15 protein-coding genes are annotated in these 15843 nt (G+C 40.9%); 10 read left to right on the forward strand and 5 right to left on the reverse strand.

Annotated elements, in window-relative coordinates; all coding sequences use genetic code 11:
- Window positions 1–10: 10 nt before the first annotated feature.
- The 4 genes from GARC_RS20935 to GARC_RS20950 are packed head-to-tail and all read right to left on the reverse strand — an operon-like array spanning window position 11 to window position 3565.
- Window positions 11–466: a response regulator gene (locus GARC_RS20935; protein WP_007624110.1), complete on the reverse strand. Its 456-nt coding sequence runs from the start codon at window positions 464–466 to the stop codon at window positions 11–13.
- Entirely contained in the window at window positions 459–1961 is a 1503-nt protein-coding gene (locus tag GARC_RS20940; RefSeq protein ID WP_007624111.1) for a sensor histidine kinase, read from the reverse strand. The genes GARC_RS20935 and GARC_RS20940 overlap by 8 nt, the downstream gene beginning before the upstream one ends.
- Window positions 1954–2178, reverse strand: a complete 225-nt coding sequence (locus tag GARC_RS20945) for a hypothetical protein (protein WP_007624112.1) — start codon at window positions 2176–2178, stop codon at window positions 1954–1956. Before GARC_RS20945 ends, GARC_RS20940 begins: the two co-directional genes overlap by 8 nt.
- Window positions 2179–2236: 58 nt before the next feature.
- Window positions 2237–3565, reverse strand: coding sequence for a sigma-54-dependent transcriptional regulator (locus GARC_RS20950; RefSeq protein WP_007624113.1), 1329 nt, complete (start codon window positions 3563–3565; stop codon window positions 2237–2239).
- 349 nt (window positions 3566–3914) lie between these two features.
- On the opposite strand from GARC_RS20950, the gene GARC_RS20955 reads away from it, so the two are divergent.
- From GARC_RS20955 to GARC_RS20985, 9 genes are all read left to right on the forward strand, one after another.
- Window positions 3915–4364 carry a PA2169 family four-helix-bundle protein gene (locus GARC_RS20955; RefSeq protein ID WP_007624115.1) on the forward strand — a complete coding sequence of 150 codons (450 nt, stop codon included), beginning with the start codon at window positions 3915–3917 and terminating at the stop codon, window positions 4362–4364.
- 365 nt (window positions 4365–4729) lie between these two features.
- Window positions 4730–5332 carry an acyloxyacyl hydrolase gene (locus tag GARC_RS20960; RefSeq protein WP_007624128.1) on the forward strand — a complete coding sequence of 201 codons (603 nt, stop codon included), beginning with the start codon at window positions 4730–4732 and terminating at the stop codon, window positions 5330–5332.
- A gap of 44 nt (window positions 5333–5376) precedes the next feature.
- Window positions 5377–6324, forward strand: a complete 948-nt coding sequence (locus GARC_RS20965; protein ID WP_052151544.1) for a formate/nitrite transporter family protein — start codon at window positions 5377–5379, stop codon at window positions 6322–6324.
- A 9-nt stretch (window positions 6325–6333) separates the two neighbouring features.
- Entirely contained in the window at window positions 6334–7086 is a 753-nt protein-coding gene (locus tag GARC_RS20970) for a gamma-glutamyl-gamma-aminobutyrate hydrolase family protein (RefSeq protein WP_007624132.1), read from the forward strand.
- On the forward strand, window positions 7083–7244 hold the full coding sequence (locus tag GARC_RS26825; RefSeq protein ID WP_153810986.1) for a hypothetical protein: 162 nt from the start codon (window positions 7083–7085) through the stop codon (window positions 7242–7244). Before GARC_RS20970 ends, GARC_RS26825 begins: the two co-directional genes overlap by 4 nt.
- A gap of 47 nt (window positions 7245–7291) precedes the next feature.
- Window positions 7292–7459: a hypothetical protein gene (locus GARC_RS26830; RefSeq protein ID WP_007624136.1), complete on the forward strand. Its 168-nt coding sequence runs from the start codon at window positions 7292–7294 to the stop codon at window positions 7457–7459.
- Window positions 7460–7547: 88 nt separating this feature from the next.
- The gene (acnA, locus tag GARC_RS20975; RefSeq protein WP_007624138.1) at window positions 7548–10259 is read left to right on the forward strand and encodes an aconitate hydratase AcnA; all 2712 of its coding nucleotides are present in this window, start codon (window positions 7548–7550) and stop codon (window positions 10257–10259) included.
- Window positions 10260–10467: 208 nt separating this feature from the next.
- Window positions 10468–11556, forward strand: a complete 1089-nt coding sequence (locus GARC_RS20980) for an efflux RND transporter periplasmic adaptor subunit (protein ID WP_007624139.1) — start codon at window positions 10468–10470, stop codon at window positions 11554–11556.
- Entirely contained in the window at window positions 11556–14660 is a 3105-nt protein-coding gene (locus GARC_RS20985; protein ID WP_007624142.1) for an efflux RND transporter permease subunit, read from the forward strand. Before GARC_RS20980 ends, GARC_RS20985 begins: the two co-directional genes overlap by 1 nt.
- Window positions 14661–14808: 148 nt before the next feature.
- On the opposite strand, the gene GARC_RS20990 is transcribed toward GARC_RS20985, so the two are convergent.
- Window positions 14809–15039, reverse strand: coding sequence for a DUF2789 domain-containing protein (locus tag GARC_RS20990; RefSeq protein ID WP_007624144.1), 231 nt, complete (start codon window positions 15037–15039; stop codon window positions 14809–14811).
- 176 nt (window positions 15040–15215) lie between these two features.
- On the opposite strand from GARC_RS20990, the gene GARC_RS20995 reads away from it, so the two are divergent.
- A complete protein-coding gene (locus GARC_RS20995) occupies window positions 15216–15833 on the forward strand; it encodes a hypothetical protein (protein ID WP_039990192.1) in 618 nt (205 codons plus the stop codon).
- The last annotated feature ends 10 nt before the right edge of the window (window positions 15834–15843 follow it).

The following is a 15843-nucleotide window of genomic DNA, read 5'->3' on the forward strand; positions in this document are numbered from 1 at the left end:
TTAGTCATAGTTACTTTCGATTGGGTAATTCAACGAACTCGATCCAATATTTTCCTAAGGCTTTCATTAAATTGACTAAACCTTCGAAATTAACGGGTTTAGTAATAAAGGACGCAGCACCAAGATCGTAACCTTTTATCATGTCTTCTTCTTGCTGCGAGGTAGTGAGAATAACCACAGGGATAGCTTTTAGCTCAGGATCGTCTTTGATTTCTTTTAACGCTTCTCTACCATCTTTACGAGGCATGTTTAAATCTAGCAAAATAAGACTTGGCCAAGGATATTTATCCTCATCGCTATATTTTCCTTGGCGTTTTAGATAATTGATTAGCTCAACTCCATCTTCTACGCAGTGTAGGTCATTTAAAACTCTACTTTCTTGCAACGCTTCTTTGGTTAATAGGCGGTCGTCTTCATCATCATCAGCCATTAAGATAGTCACTGGCTTTTTAATTAGTTCAATCATTATTTTGTCCATTATTTTCAAAAAGTACGGCTTCAACAGGAATTTTCACGGTAAACACAGCCCCCGCTCCTGGTTCACTGACCGCGCTTATTTTACCACCATGTCGTTCGACTATGCGTAAACACACGGCAAGCCCAATTCCTGTGCCTTTATATTCAGAGCGACCATGTAAACGCTGGAAAGGTACAAAAATTTTATCTGCAAATTCTTGTTCAAAACCAATTCCATTATCGCTCACCGTAATTAAATGCCATTGGATGGCTGTTCCGGTGATTGCATCACGAGTTTCTGTTTGCTGGTATGTTATGGATATTTGTGGCGCAACGTCTACTTTTCGAAATTTAATGGCATTTGATAGCAGATTAAGAAACAGTTGATACATTTGAGCTTTATCACCCTGAATTGTAGGTAGCTCGTCAATCTTTATCTGGCTATCGCTTTCTTGGATCGCAATTGCTAGGTCACTAATAATATCTGCCATTACTTTATCTAGGCGTACTTCACTAAATTCTTTTCCGCGAGTGGTTACTCTTGAAAATTCTAGCAAGTCGTTTATTAGATTAGACATACGCTCTGCAGCTGTTTTCATACGTTTAATATAGTCGACACCTTTGTCTTCTAGTTCTTCTCCATAGGTGCTCATAAACCTGTCACCGAATGCTCTAATCTTACGCAACGGCTCTTGCAAGTCATGGGAAGCAACAAAGGCAAAGTCTTCCAACTCTCGGTTACTCCGTGAAAGCTCCTCTGAGTAGACGGTTAATTCTTTGGTTCTAATCTTGACTTGTTCGACTAATTTGTCATTTTGTTGTTCAAGAGACTGTCGCAGCTTGCTTTCATTGCTAATATTTAATCGCGCTAAAACTAACATCACAAGTAGTAACAAGGCACTAATGATGCCGGAAATGAGGAAGGTTATTTTTGCTTCCTTTTGAATTTTAAGGAGCTCTTCATATTGTTTATCTCTGAAAGCTATTTCAGCTTGTTGCAATTCATTAAACAGCGACAAAATATCTGTGTACCAATTCCTGCCTCGCCCCGTCATCAATAAGCCGATAGCGCGTTTTTCATTATTGACTAATGCCAATCCAACTGTGGTTTCTAATTCATTAATTTTTTTGTTGCTAATTTCTAGTAACGAAAGGATTTTTTCCTTTGCTTGTGAATGTTGGAAAGTTTGCTCTTTGACAATATCCATTTGTTCGGACACCGCTTCGAGGGCTGTTCGATAGGGTTTCAGATAATCATCAATTTCTGTTAACAAATATCCTCGTTGCCCGGTTTCTGCAGACAAAATAGAGATATGTAGGTTGTTCAGCGCTATTACCGATTCTGATGTCTGATATAACTGATGTTGTGTTGTAGATAAATCTCCTATTGTTTTAATTGCTAAATATGCATTTCCTGCAATTAAACACAGCACTATAAGTGCAATAAGCAACCAAGTGGATAAAGAGTTATCAAGTAGTCTTTTTGTTCTTAATTCTTCAACCATGTTGCTTGCCACCGTGTTGTGAACTAAGAATTTGCAAGGTATTGCTACATTCCTGACATGCACTAATGATTTTATCTATGGCTTGTATACCTTTTTCTTTTGGCATATCGTTTTCTAAAATGAGTTTTATAAGCTCAGCATTCATAGAAATACGATTAAGTGGTGACCTAGCATCATGGACTAACTTATTGACTGTGATAATTTCTTCAGACGACATGGTGTTGACTCATTAAAGTATTCATTATAGAAATTGAGAATGCACTAAAAGTGCCAACTTATTCAGCAAAATCACCATAGGCATGTAGACGGTTGTAAAGCGTTTTAGTACTGATACCTAACATTTGTGCGGCTGTAGTCTTGTTACCATCTACTTTTTCTAAGGTGATGCGGATCAACTCTTTTTCTACATTTTCTATTGTTTGACCGGCAGCGACGTTGTTACTTGGCTTTTGAGAAAGTGAAAAAGGTGACTCAAAGGTACTAGGTAGTTGAATTTCATTGCCAGTTGGATCGCTCATAATAAAAGCCCGATGCACACTGTGCCTGAGTTCGCGAACATTGCCAGGCCAATCAAAACGGCTGAGTCTTTCAAGTTGTGCTTCTGTCCAAACATATTGGCAGGCGTTTTCAGTATTTAACTCTTCCAGAAAAGCTTTGGCCAAAAGAGGAATATCTTCTTTGCGCTCTCGTAATGAAGGTATGGTGATGGGGAATACCGCTAATCTAAAGTAGACGTCTTCACGCAGAATGTTGTCCTGTGCAATAGACTCCATAGTGCGGTTAGTGGCCGAAACTACTCGACAATTTACTGGTATTTCTTTGGTACCTCCTACTTTTATGACTTTTTTACTTTCTAACACACGTAGTAGATTAGGCTGCATATCAATAGGCATTTCGGTAACTTCATCTAAAAACAAGGTACCATTTTCGGCACGTTCAAATACGCCGTCTTTTTTTGCTATTGCGCCTGTAAATGCCCCTTTTTCATGACCAAATAATTCACTGCCTATCAACTCTTTAGACAAGGCGCCGCAGTTTGTTGTTACTAGTTGACCTTGTGCTTGGCTGGCCTTATGGATAGCGCTGGCTACTACTTCTTTACCTACACCACTGCTACCCATTAACATCACGTTGGCACTTGTTTTGGCGACACGTTCAATCATCAAATACAATTCTTGCATAGGCGCTGACTCACCAATTAGGCAATCAAAGTGGCGTTTGATGGCTGAGGTTTTAGGCACTTTTTTTACTTTGGTTTTGCCCGATAATGCACCTTCAATATCTTCGCGCTGCAAAGGTTTAACCAAATAATCCATTTTTGGGCCGCTGATTTCCGCGAGAATACCTTTTACTGATGGATGCCCAGTAATAAAAGTAACCTGTGCAGTTGAGCCCATTTTTTTTAGATGATCGACCAAATGTAAGCCACTACCATCTGGCAACATAAAATCTAATAAAATGTGTTCAAATGGTTGGCTATCCAGCCATTCGTAGGCTTCTTTTAGGTTGCCAGCAACCGACACTTGGTGCCCTAAAAATTCAATAATGTTAGCTGCAACATCAGTAAATTCGATGTCATCATCGACAAGTAATACGTTTAACAATGGTTATCCTCATGCAGAGTTGGTACACAGTGCTGATTAATTTTTGGAACGATAAATAGTGTAGATGTGTACATTATTATAATGGTTTGGCTCCGCCCTATCTTTTAATTATTCGAAGCTATCGTTCATAAATAATAGACCTCGGAAAGTAGATTAGTATTGTAAACAGTTTTGTAAAAAATTCACATTCCTTGTAAATCGTTCACAGCTTTTAAGCGATACATACAAACAAACAAATAAAACTATTATTAATTATCAATGATTTACGATGGTTGAAAAATGGAATGTTGTTTGCAATTAGTATCATAAGCTAGCAATGGCTAGTGGTACAATCAAAACAGGAGTTAATATGTTAAATCAGACAACAAGTGTAGAGAAAGTAACAGACGTCATTCAAGTTATGAGCGCAGGTGTGGACTTTTATCACGATGCGGTTGAGCAAGTACAGGATACCTTTATCAAAAACACCTTCATCAAAATGGCGTCCAAAAAAGAGGCGGCTATTTTGGCTTTACAACCACTTGCACTAGAAGAGCAAGGCAAGACTGAAGACGGTAGTTCGATAGCCGTAGAGTCACGAAAAATGTACACCAAATTTGCGACTATGTTCACAAATGATGGAGACTATACCTATGTGAAACAGCTTGAAGAAGTTGAAGACAAGGTACTTAAAGTATTAGACGACGCATTAAACGAGGAACAACCCGTTCATGCGATGACTATACTGACCAATATTCGAGGTGATGCACAATTGATGCACGACGAGATGAAAGCCCTTCAGGAGCAAACGAAACACTAAAGCTCTTTAGTAGCATAAAGGCCCAGTAGCGCTCAGCGGTACTGGGCCTTTTTTATATGTATATGTAGCCTAAGTTCAGGTTATCTAGCTATTGCTGACCTTAATTATTGCTGGTTGTGCATTTAATTGGCAGCGCCTAAAAATATCGAATGAATAAGAAAATATTACTAGCGTAAGAGTAGATTTTACACGTTACTGATTTTTAGTGGCGTTTTTTTTATCTGTTATTTTTTACAAATATTTGTTTTTTATGGCTATTTTGTTTATTTTTGACGATGGCTTACTAATTGCTGCGTACTGTGAATTAACCAAATGCGAGTGAATTTAGATTTGTACCTAGATCATTCGTTAAATTAAGGAAGCATATGCAAAACAGTAGTTCAATTTTCAATAAATCAATATTACCCACCATCATATTAGTTAAACCTGCGCTGTTGCTCACTATTCTATTTTTAAGTTTTCAAGTTGCAGCAGTTCAATTGCCGGATAAAGAAAAACAAGCTGTTGCAGTCGAATATATGACAGGCTCAGGTGACATGCATGGTATGCGGATCGCCTACAGACCTGACTTTAACTATGACTTAGATATCCCACTAATTGGTGCAACTCGCTTATCGTGGGAAGCAAGTCTCAATCTTTTTGATTTGCACGGTAGCGCTCGTAATGAGGCTACTTATGGGCTTTCAGTATCACCTGTTTTTTCAAAGGCCCTGCCTAACATATCCAATAATTATCCACTCACACTCGAGTTCGGCATAGGTGTTGCCTATGTACATGAGAAAAAATTTGGTGGTGTTAATATTGGTAGTGTTTATCAGTTCGAAGATCGTTTGGGATTACTTATTGGTCTAGATAAAAATCAAAACTCAGAGATTGCGATTCGCTATATTCATTACTCAAATGGTGGGCTAAATACCAAAAACCCCGGATTAGACTTCCTAAGCCTCGCCTATATCTATCGCTTTTAGGCTTGTTTTGTGACCGCAACTTTTATGATTAAGAGTATAAAAACATGTTAAATAAAAATCGCCAGAGGTCACAAAATCATCATAAGCCTGGCTCAAAAAGCATAGAAGCAATAAAAGAAAGGATTGAGAAGCACTCAGTAGAACGAGGTGAAAGCGATCGAGGTAAAGAGCGAAGGATGGAAACTGATCAATACCAGCAAGTAATTGTAAAACGTATTGACGAAACATTCAGGCATGCCGACGATATTTTACAATTGGCTATCCATGAGGGAAAAAGCCAGATAGAGCGCCCGATATTAGGTTTGCTTTTATCATCAGTAGCGGCGGGGATGATCATCGGTTTTACAGTGCTTGCCGTGGCAGTAATGACGAGCATATTAGGTACCCTTGATGGTATCAATCGCGTGTTGGTTGCTTTGGTTTACCCACTTGGTTTTATGTTGTGTATTTTAAGTAGAACGCAACTTTTTACTGAACATACTGCAACTGCTGTTTATCCATTACTTGACGGCGCGACAAATGTGACTGGGGTACTCAAATTATGGTTGGTAGTCATTCTGGGTAACTTAAGTGGGGGCTTCATAATAGCGGTCTTGTTAAACAGCGCCGAATCAGTGATCCATGCTAAACAAGGATACTTATTGATTGCAAACCACGTTTTAGAGTACCAAGCTAGTAGTCTTTTTGTCAGTGCAATCCTAGCTGGATGGTTAATGGCAATTGGTGCATGGACGATTTTATCGACTCATTCAACTACCAGCCAGCTTTTATGTATATATTTAGCAACCTTTCTTATAGGTATAGGTGGCTTGCATCATTCGATTGCTGGCTCTGTCGAATTGTTTGTTGGTTTTCTAATGTCGCCTAGTATCGAGGTCACTACTATTATACCCGTTATAGCGGTGATTTTACTTGGCAACGCCATAGGCGGGAGCGTATTTGTTGCTTTGTTGAATTACGGGCATATACGCGGATTGAATAAAATAGTCTAAGGAATTATTTTGCCAGAGATTTCAAAACCCAAAATTGCCATAACGGGACCTAATATATCAGGCTCCACAGCTTGGTTTTTCACAGCTTTAAATATAGGCATAGCCGGTGGCAAGCCGGTTCGAGTAACGCCAGAGTCCTTCGACGGTACATTTGACTGCGACGGCATTATTATCGGTGGAGGAGCAGATATCCATCCCGATCACTATATTAAAGAAGACTCTACCCCAGTGGAACGCTCTTTGTGGCTCAAGCTAAAAGAGTGTGTTTTGTATCCCATGGAATTAATGAGCCGTTTAAGTTCCTCCGGATACGACAAAACCCGAGACGTTATGGAGATCAGATTCATTCAATACGCCTTGGATAATAACTTACCAATTTTAGGTATTTGTCGAGGTCATCAACTACTAAACGCAGAGTTAGGCGGCACAATGTATGAATCGACCTTACCGCTTTTGGAAAAAGACGCGAGGATCCGTAGTCCTTTCCCTCGCAAAACTGTGCTTTATACGACTAACGATTCGTTAATATCTCGGATAGCCGGCGATGACCCTTTGAAAGTCAATGCCATACACTCACAAGCTGTTGCTCAACCAGCAGAAGACTTAAAAGTGACCGCCAAAGAAGAAGCCGGTATTAACCAGGTTATTGAAAGCAAAAATAGTGACAAGGTATTAGGAGTCCAGTGGCATCCTGAATATTTATTTTATATGAAAGCACACAGAAAAATTTTTAGTTGGCTAGTACGGGAAGCGAAAAAGTGAAGAAAGCAAATATCATTAAGTTAGGCCTACTCATGGGGGGCGTGATTGGGATTATAGCCTTGTATTTTTTTACCCCTATTAGTGATTATCTCGAAATAGATAGAATTACTGAGTTAGCTAGCGATGTACCCGATAATGCATCGCTTTTATATTCTTAAGTATTTTCTTTGTAGGAGGCTCACTTAAGCTGGATATTTTCAAGTTTATGGTAGGCTCGACTATCAGTATTGCTACCTTAGGTTTAAGCGCCGTATTTTTTGGTAAGAGCGCGCTGCAATTTATGAAAGAACCTTCAGGTTTGGCTGTAACGTCTATTGCCGCCGCCATTGTATTTGTTGTTTATTTTGTTATTAAGAAACAACAGACTGATTGATATAGAAAACTGATAAAGAATAGATAAATGTAAGTAAAGAAAGAATTTACTTTAAAGAAGGTCTATTGAGGCCAAAAAGGAGAGTAAAATGACATCATTAAATAAACATATATCCACCCTAACGGTGCGAGGAAAAGAGTATGAATACTTTGATCTAAACACTTTGCAAGTTGATATCAAGCGACTGCCACTAACAGCCAAAATTTTATTAGAGAACTTATTACGCCATAGTGATGAGCCGTATGTTCAGCCAGAAGATATTCAAACCTTAGCTAAATGGGACACCACTTCCTCTTTTGATACCGAAATAGCTTTTGTTCCTTCCAGAGTTGTACTTCAAGATTTTACCGGTGTGCCAGCTGTTGTTGATTTAGCCGCTATGCGTAATGCAATGTTAGATTTAGGCGGCGACCCTAATAAAATCAATCCTCTTAAGCCTGTGGATTTAGTCATTGATCATTCAATAATGGTAGACGAGTTCGGCCAGGCTGATTCGTTTAAGCACAATACTGAAATTGAGGTTAAGCGTAATAAGGAGCGCTATCAGTTTTTGAAGTGGGGCCAAAGTGCATTCGATAACTTCAAAGTAGTGCCACCAGGAAAAGGCATAGTGCACCAAGTCAATTTGGAATATTTGGCGCGGGTGACCTTTGTTGATGAGCAGCAAGAAACCCCTCTGCTTTTCCCTGATACCTTAGTAGGCACTGACTCACACACCACTATGATAAATGGTTTAGGCGTGCTTGGCTGGGGAGTTGGAGGTATCGAAGCTGAGGCTGCCATGTTAGGCCAGCCTGTGACTATGCTAATACCTGAAGTGGTTGGGATGGAGTTACAAGGTAAGTTACCTCCAGGTACTACCGCCACAGACTTAGTGTTAGCGGTTACACAACAATTACGTGCATTCGGTGTAGTGGGTAAGTTTGTGGAATTTTTTGGTGCTGGCGTGAAACACTTAACAGTGGCCGATCGTGCCACGCTTGCCAATATGTCACCAGAATATGGAGCAACCTGTGGTTTGTTCCCAATTGACGAACAAACGACCAAATATCTGACATTAACAGGCCGCAGTGAGCTACAAATTGAGATTATTGAAGCTTATTCAAAAGCGCAAGGTATGTGGGGCAGTGAAGCACAAGAACATGCAGAGTATCACGCCACACTCGCCCTAAATTTGGACACTGTTGTTCCCGCTATTGCTGGGCCGAAACGACCGCAGGATAGAATTAATTTGGATCAAGCAGCGACCTCTTTTCAAGATTGGTTAACTGAGCAAAAGGAACTGGCAATCAAGCCAGAAGACAAGCTGGAAGAGCGTTTTGATAGTGAAGGCGGTGCAGAAAATATTGGTTCTAAAACCACAGTGGCTTACCGTCATAATGAACAAGACTATGATCTTCATGAGGGGGCCGTGGTGATCGCTGCGATTACCAGTTGTACCAACACTTCGAATCCATCTGTGCTGGTTGCTGCTGCATTGTTAGCGCAAAAAGCCAATGAATTAGGACTGACGGTTAAACCTTGGGTTAAAACCAGTTTTGCCCCAGGCTCACAAGTGGTCACCGAATATCTGAATAAAGCAGGATTATCTAAAGAACTGGATAAACTGGGATTTAACTTAGTAGGTTACGGTTGTACTACTTGTATTGGTAATTCAGGCCCATTGCCCGAGGCCATTTCTGAGGCGATCAGGAAAGGTGATTTAACAGTGACATCAGTATTATCAGGTAATCGTAACTTTGAAGGCAGAATACATTCTGATGTCAAAGCCAACTATTTGGCGTCGCCACCTCTAGTGGTTGCATATGCGCTGGCAGGTAATATGAAAATTGATATTACTAAAGAACCACTTGGCATCAGCAATGCTGGAAAACCAATTTATTTGAAAGACTTATGGCCAAGTCAGCAAGAAATTCAAGATATTGTGACCCGCGTTGTTAATAAGTCGATGTTTACCGAGAAATATGGCTCTGTATATGACGGCGGTGATATTTGGGAAAATCTTGAAACAGTTGATGCCGATATTTACGACTGGCCAGACAGTACTTATGTAAAAAAACCGACATTTTTTGCAAATATGCCAGTACAACCTGAACCAACCAAGGCCATTCAAAATGCGCGTTGTTTATTAAAACTAGCAGACAGCGTCACTACTGACCATATTTCCCCGGCGGGATCCATTGGCAATCAAACCCCTGCTGCTGATTATTTGCGTGATAACCATGTTGAGCCAAAAGACTTTAATTCTTATGGTTCCAGACGAGGTAATCATGAAGTCATGATGCGTGGTACTTTCGCCAACGTTAGACTTAAAAATCAACTTGCACCCGGTACTGAAGGCGGCTTTACTCGGAAACAACCTAGTGGCGAACAGATGACTGTATTTGAGGCCGCGCAGCAGTATATTGCTGGCAAAATACCTACTATTGTTATTGCTGGTAAAGAGTACGGCACGGGGAGTTCTCGTGATTGGGCAGCCAAAGGGCCATTACTCTTGGGTGTCAAAGCTGTTATCGCTGAAACATATGAGAGAATTCATCGCTCTAATCTTATCGGTATGGGCATATTGCCACTGCAATTTAAGCCAGGCGAAGGGGCTCACACTTATAACTTAGACGGCACAGAACAGTTTACTATTGAGGCTGTTGAGGCTGGCCAGAAGCAGGTGAAAGTTGAGGTTCAAAAATCCGATGGCGACATTGTTAGTTTTGATACCGACATCCGTATCGATACCCCAAATGAGTTTGAATATTTTCGCCATGGCGGCATCCTGCAATATGTGATCAGATCACTGCTTTAGGGTAAATTAGTAGTCAGCAAGCCTAGTTTATTTAGGTCTGCTGACTTTTTCTTTACACTGATTTGTATTAAATATGCTCGGATATATTCCTTATCTTTCAAGGTCTTCTAAACTACTTGTAACAAATTTTCTAAGAAAGTGAGCAATTCTGGGTTATTTGCTGTGATATTCTTGCTATCAGTTTAAAAGCTCTGGAATTCTCACTCACATGCCATCTCGTTTATTCACCTTTATCAGTGTGTTTGTATCTTTAGTGGTACTAGTGCTGACGCTTCCTGTTTCAGCACAATACCGAGGGGCAGACAGTCCGCGCATCGTTGTGGTTGAACGCCTAAGTTTTGAATACGAGACCTCACTAATTGAAGCTGTTGGTACCGCGCAGGCAAAACACTCTGTGACTCTTTTTTCAAGTGTCTCGGACGAGGTGACAGCGTTAAATTTTGTGCCGGGGCAGGCGGTGAAAAAGGGATCTGTTTTACTTGAATTAGATAGTAGGTTACAAAATGTCAATGTGCAGCGTGCCGAAATTGAGTTAGAAGATGCTCAAAAAAATCTTGATAGAGTGATAAATAGCTTTAAAAAAGGCGCAGTCACCGAACGTGAAGTGGATGATGCCAACACAATCTTTAGGTTGGCAAAGGTTACCCTGCTTGAAGCCAAAGAAAATAAAGAAAACCGCTTAGTGCGCGCTCCCTTTGACGGCATTGTTGGATTAACGGATGTTGAGGTTGGCGACCGCATCACGCCACAAACTGCTATTACTACTTTAGATGACAGAAAAGGACTTTTTGTAAACTTTGTTGCACCTGAATTAGCGGTGTCCTATTTAATGCAAAAACCCACAGTTCAATTGCAGCCTTGGACAGACAGGATGACCTTACTACCAGCTAAAGTCGCTGAGATTGATTCCAGAGTCAACATTCAAGACAGAACCATAAAAGCCAGAGCACTGCTCGATAATCAAAACGATCAATATCGTCCAGGTATGAGTTTTCGTGTCACCTTAGAAGTGCGTGGTGAGTTATACGTGGCAATCCCCGAGGCTGCCTTATCTTGGGGGGCTAACGGTGCTTTTGTGTGGGTCGCTGAAAACGAAAAGGCTAAACGGGTAGATGTACAAGTAGAACAAAGGTTAAGAGGCAGAATTCTGGTCACTGGCAATTTAATCGATGGCGAAACATTAATTGTTGAGGGGATCCAAGGGTTGCGTGATGGCCAAACTTTAGAAATTCAAAATACCCAAGAAGTTGGCGTGAAAATGAGTCAGAAACCAACTGACAACAAGGTAGCAGGCTAGTGTTCAAAAACACCCTTTTCAAAGACGACTTACCCTCATTATCAATCCGCAGACCGGTATTGATATTAGTGCTGAACCTACTCATTGTAACGGCTGGAATTGCCGCCTTTTATGCACTAGAGGTACGTGAACTACCAGACGTTGACCGGCCTATAATTACTGTTTCTGCCAACTATCCGGGAGCCGCGCCTGAAACTGTAGACTCTGAAGTGACCAGTCGACTGGAAGGAGCCGTAGCTAGAGTGAGCGGTGTAAAAGCCATTCGAGCACAAAGTGAAGAAGGCAATAGCCGAATTCGAGTGGAGTTTCGCCCCGGCATTGATATTGAAGATGCCGCTAACGAAACACGTGAATCGGTTGCACGTATTCAGAGAAGGTTACCGGAAGAAGTTGAACAGATATCTATTGTTAAAGCAGATAATGACGCACAAGCTGTAGTCAATATAGCCATTTCTAGTGAAAAATATGATTTAGAAACCCTGACCGACATAGTTGAAACAGACTTAGCGCCACTATTTTTAAATGTGCCAGGTGTGGCTGATGTGAGTCTGGATGGAGATCGCCAGCGTGTATTGCGGGTAAGCGTAGACAATTTACGCTTAACCAGCTTTCAATTGTCTATATCTGATGTGGCCAGAGCACTGAGTACCGCCCCCTTTGATGTGCCAGCCGGAAGTATTCGTTCTACTGACCACCAATTAATAGTGCGTGCTGATGCTACATCAGTAAACGAACAAGACGTGCGCGACATTGTGATTGCAGGCGACGTTAAAGTAGGCGACGTCGCCAGTGTTTATTTTGGTCCGGCGGATCTTCGTAGCATTGTACGTCTAGACGGCAAACCTGTAATTGGCTTAGGCGTGATTAGGCAAGCACGTTCTAACACTATCGAAATTTCAGATGAAGTGTTATCTATGATAGATGGCTTACGCCAACGTTTTCCCGATTTAGAGATGACTGTCACCTCTGACGATGCCGAATTTATCCGCGACTCAGTTGACGAAGTACTGCAATCACTAATGTTTACAATAGGCTTAGTGATAGTGACCTTATGGTTATTTATTGGCAAATTTAGAGCAACCTTAATACCGGCTTTAGCGATCCCAGTTTCATTAATTGGCTCGTTAGCTATTCTGTGGATGTTTGGTTTTTCAATTAATATACTGACTTTACTGGCTCTGGTACTAGCCACTGGGTTGATTGTGGACGATGCCATAGTGGTCTCAGAAAATATTCAGCGACGCCGAGCGGCGGGGATGGGGGCTAGGGCCGCTGCTGTAATAGGCACCAGGGAAGTGTTTTTTGCTGTAGTGGCAACCACCGCGGTATTAGTTGCGGTATTTGTACCCATAGCATTTTTACCCTCCACTGCAGGGCGATTATTCAGAGAGTTTGGCGGCGTCTTAGCCGGTAGTGTGATTATTTCATCTTTTGTGGCGCTGTCGTTAGTGCCTGCGTTGACAGCAAAAATTCCCGCTATAGATATCTCAAAACAAAAACAACCAGGCCTACTCAGTCGTTTTGGCACAGCCTGTGTTAATGGTTATGAGCGCGCTTTGCATTTTGTTTTAAAATTCTCGGTTGCTGTTGTTATCTTTTGCTCATTAATAGGTGGTGGTGCTTATTTTGTGTTTAATGAATTAGATAATGAGTTACTACCGCCCGAAGATAGAGGCGTGATACGTATATTTGCCCGTGGCCCCGACGGCACAGGTATTAATTTTATGGACAGACAAGCCTTAAAAACGGAAGAGTTACTTTTGCCCAATATCGACCAAGGCGAGATCGAATCGATTTATACAGTTGTTGGTCGTTGGGATCCTAATATTCTGTTTATCACGGTTCCTCTAACCGACTGGGCGGATAGAAGTCGCTCACAACAAGAAATTATTGACGAACTACGTCCCATGTTATCTCAAGTAGCTGGTGCACCAGGTCGCGCATTTGGTAGTAACAGTCTGAATTTAAGAGGGTTTGGTGGCGGTTTTGAAATGGCACTCACAGGCGATAATTATCTCGAAATTTATCAAGCGGCCCTAGATTTCTCTAAACAAATTGAAGATACCCTTCCGGAACTAGGAACCGTAAAGATTTCTTACGAACCGACTCAACCGCAACTGAGAGTGAGTATCGATAGACGCCGCGCCGAAGAGTTAGGCGTTGCCTTTGATGATGTATCTCGCACTTTGCGAGCTGCAATTAACGGTGATGATATTGTAGATTTAAATGTAGGCGATCAGGCTGTGCCTATAATTTTACAGGCAAGGAACCGTAACTCCTTAGATCCGGCAAGCATTCTTAATTTATTTGTTAGCTCTAACAAAGGTGGTTTAGTGCCACTTTCAAGTGTGGCCTTTATTACCGAAGAAGGTGTTGCAGCCGAACTAGAGCGTCATGCTCAGCGCCGTGCCATCGAATTAGAAATGGATTTACCTGCTGAGTTAACTATTGAGCAAGCAGTCACTTCTATTAGAGAATTAGCCAACAACACACTACCAGCCGGTATAGGCGTGGTGTTCTTAGGTGAAGCACTTACCTTTCAAGAAACCAATCAACAAGTCATGTTGACCTATTTGTTGGCATTTTTAATTGTGCTTTTGGTCTTGGCTGCACAATTTGAAAGTTTTAATAGCGCTTTTGTAGTGATGTTAACTGTGCCCTTTGGTATTGCAGCGGCTATCTATGCGCTTTATTTTACAGGCACCTCAATCAATATTTACTCACAAATCGGCTTGGTTATGTTGATTGGCTTAATAGCTAAAAACTCAATTTTGCTGGTGGAATTTGCGAATCAATTACGTGATGCTGGCATGGACTTTAAAGAGGCTATTATTGAAGCAGGTAAGGTAAGGTTACGGCCAATTATGATGACACTGGTATCCACCATCTTAGGTGGGCTACCGCTTATCCTTTCAACTGGCGCAGGTGCAGAAGCACGTAACTCAATTGGTTGGGTAGTGTTTGGTGGGTTAGGTTTGGCAGTAGTATTTACCCTATTTTTAACTCCCGTGCTTTATTATGCTTTCGCCCGTTTTAGCAAACCTAAAGCAGATGAAGAAAACCGCTTAAACCTTGAGTTAGAAGCCGCGCAAAAGCAGTTGTAGGGAAAATATAAACGAGGCCTTAGTTGGGTTTAGACCGAAAGCTCTAAGAAAAAACTTTGAGAGTCATCAACCTGGCTTTAGCCTTTGAGAGTCATCAACCTAGCTTTAGTTTTTGAAAGTCATCAACCTGACTTTGGGCTTTGAGTGCTCAACGAAGCCTTGCGTCTAGTTCATCAACAATTTCAGCCCAGTCGGCATCTTCGTCAATCATTTGTTGTAAAAAAGCCCCTTGAGCTGCAGTCCAAAAATCAGCTTGGTGCAATTTGACGTTAGCAGCAAGTGCTCCATGTTCTGCGACAAAAGCATTGATCCCTTGATCAGAGCTATCTAGACCTAATTGGTCAAACAAAGAGTGAATTGAATGAGTTTGGGAGTACATAGTTTTACCCTGTAAAGTTTATCAATGTGTAAGGTTAGTCTATAACTTGATGCTTATAACAATAAAAGGTTCATTCTAAATACCTGTTACCTTCTGGTTCTGTTAAGAATTGTTGGTTTAATACTTGCTATTGTTCTATCTAATAGCGCATCTGATTATTTTGAGTTGAGGGATTTATGCCGTTTAATAGTAAATTGAATGAGTACTGGGTTACGACTAAGAGGCAAGTCGTCGCCGTGTTTTTTACAGTTTTGTCTTTATTAGTGGTTAGTTTGCCTGTGCAAGCGTTTGAAATTGGTGTAACTGGTCTCAAAGGGACAGAAAATGATACACAAGGTTATTCGTTTTTTATTGCTGATAAATTTTCTCGTAGAAGCAATCTTTATTGGAATTTAGGGGTTCATCGATATGATGATGTGTTAGTAGAATGGAATAAGAGCGAGTTGATATTTCCGTTGGATAGTGTCGAGTTATCATTATCTTATCGACATCAATTAGGCTCACGAAACCCTGCAAAGAGAGGTTTCAGTATGGAATACCAGTTAGGTGTAGCTGCGGCATTAACAGAAAATAAGTTTACTTGGACTACACTTGATAAAGAAAAATATTTTTCAGAAAAGGGAGATGGCAGTGTGTTTCTTGCGATTTCTACTCATTATAAAATATCTTCAAATATCTCTGCCATTATGGGAATAAAACATTTCCCTGATATGTTCGAGTTCGGAAGTATGAGCTCAGTTTTTCTGGGAGTTAAGGTTAACCTCGATTTTGGACCAAAGTATTATGGTAACTAATTCTTTTTTA

It is taken from the genome of Paraglaciecola arctica BSs20135 (assembly GCF_000314995.1).
Classification (GTDB): domain Bacteria; phylum Pseudomonadota; class Gammaproteobacteria; order Enterobacterales; family Alteromonadaceae; genus Paraglaciecola; species Paraglaciecola arctica.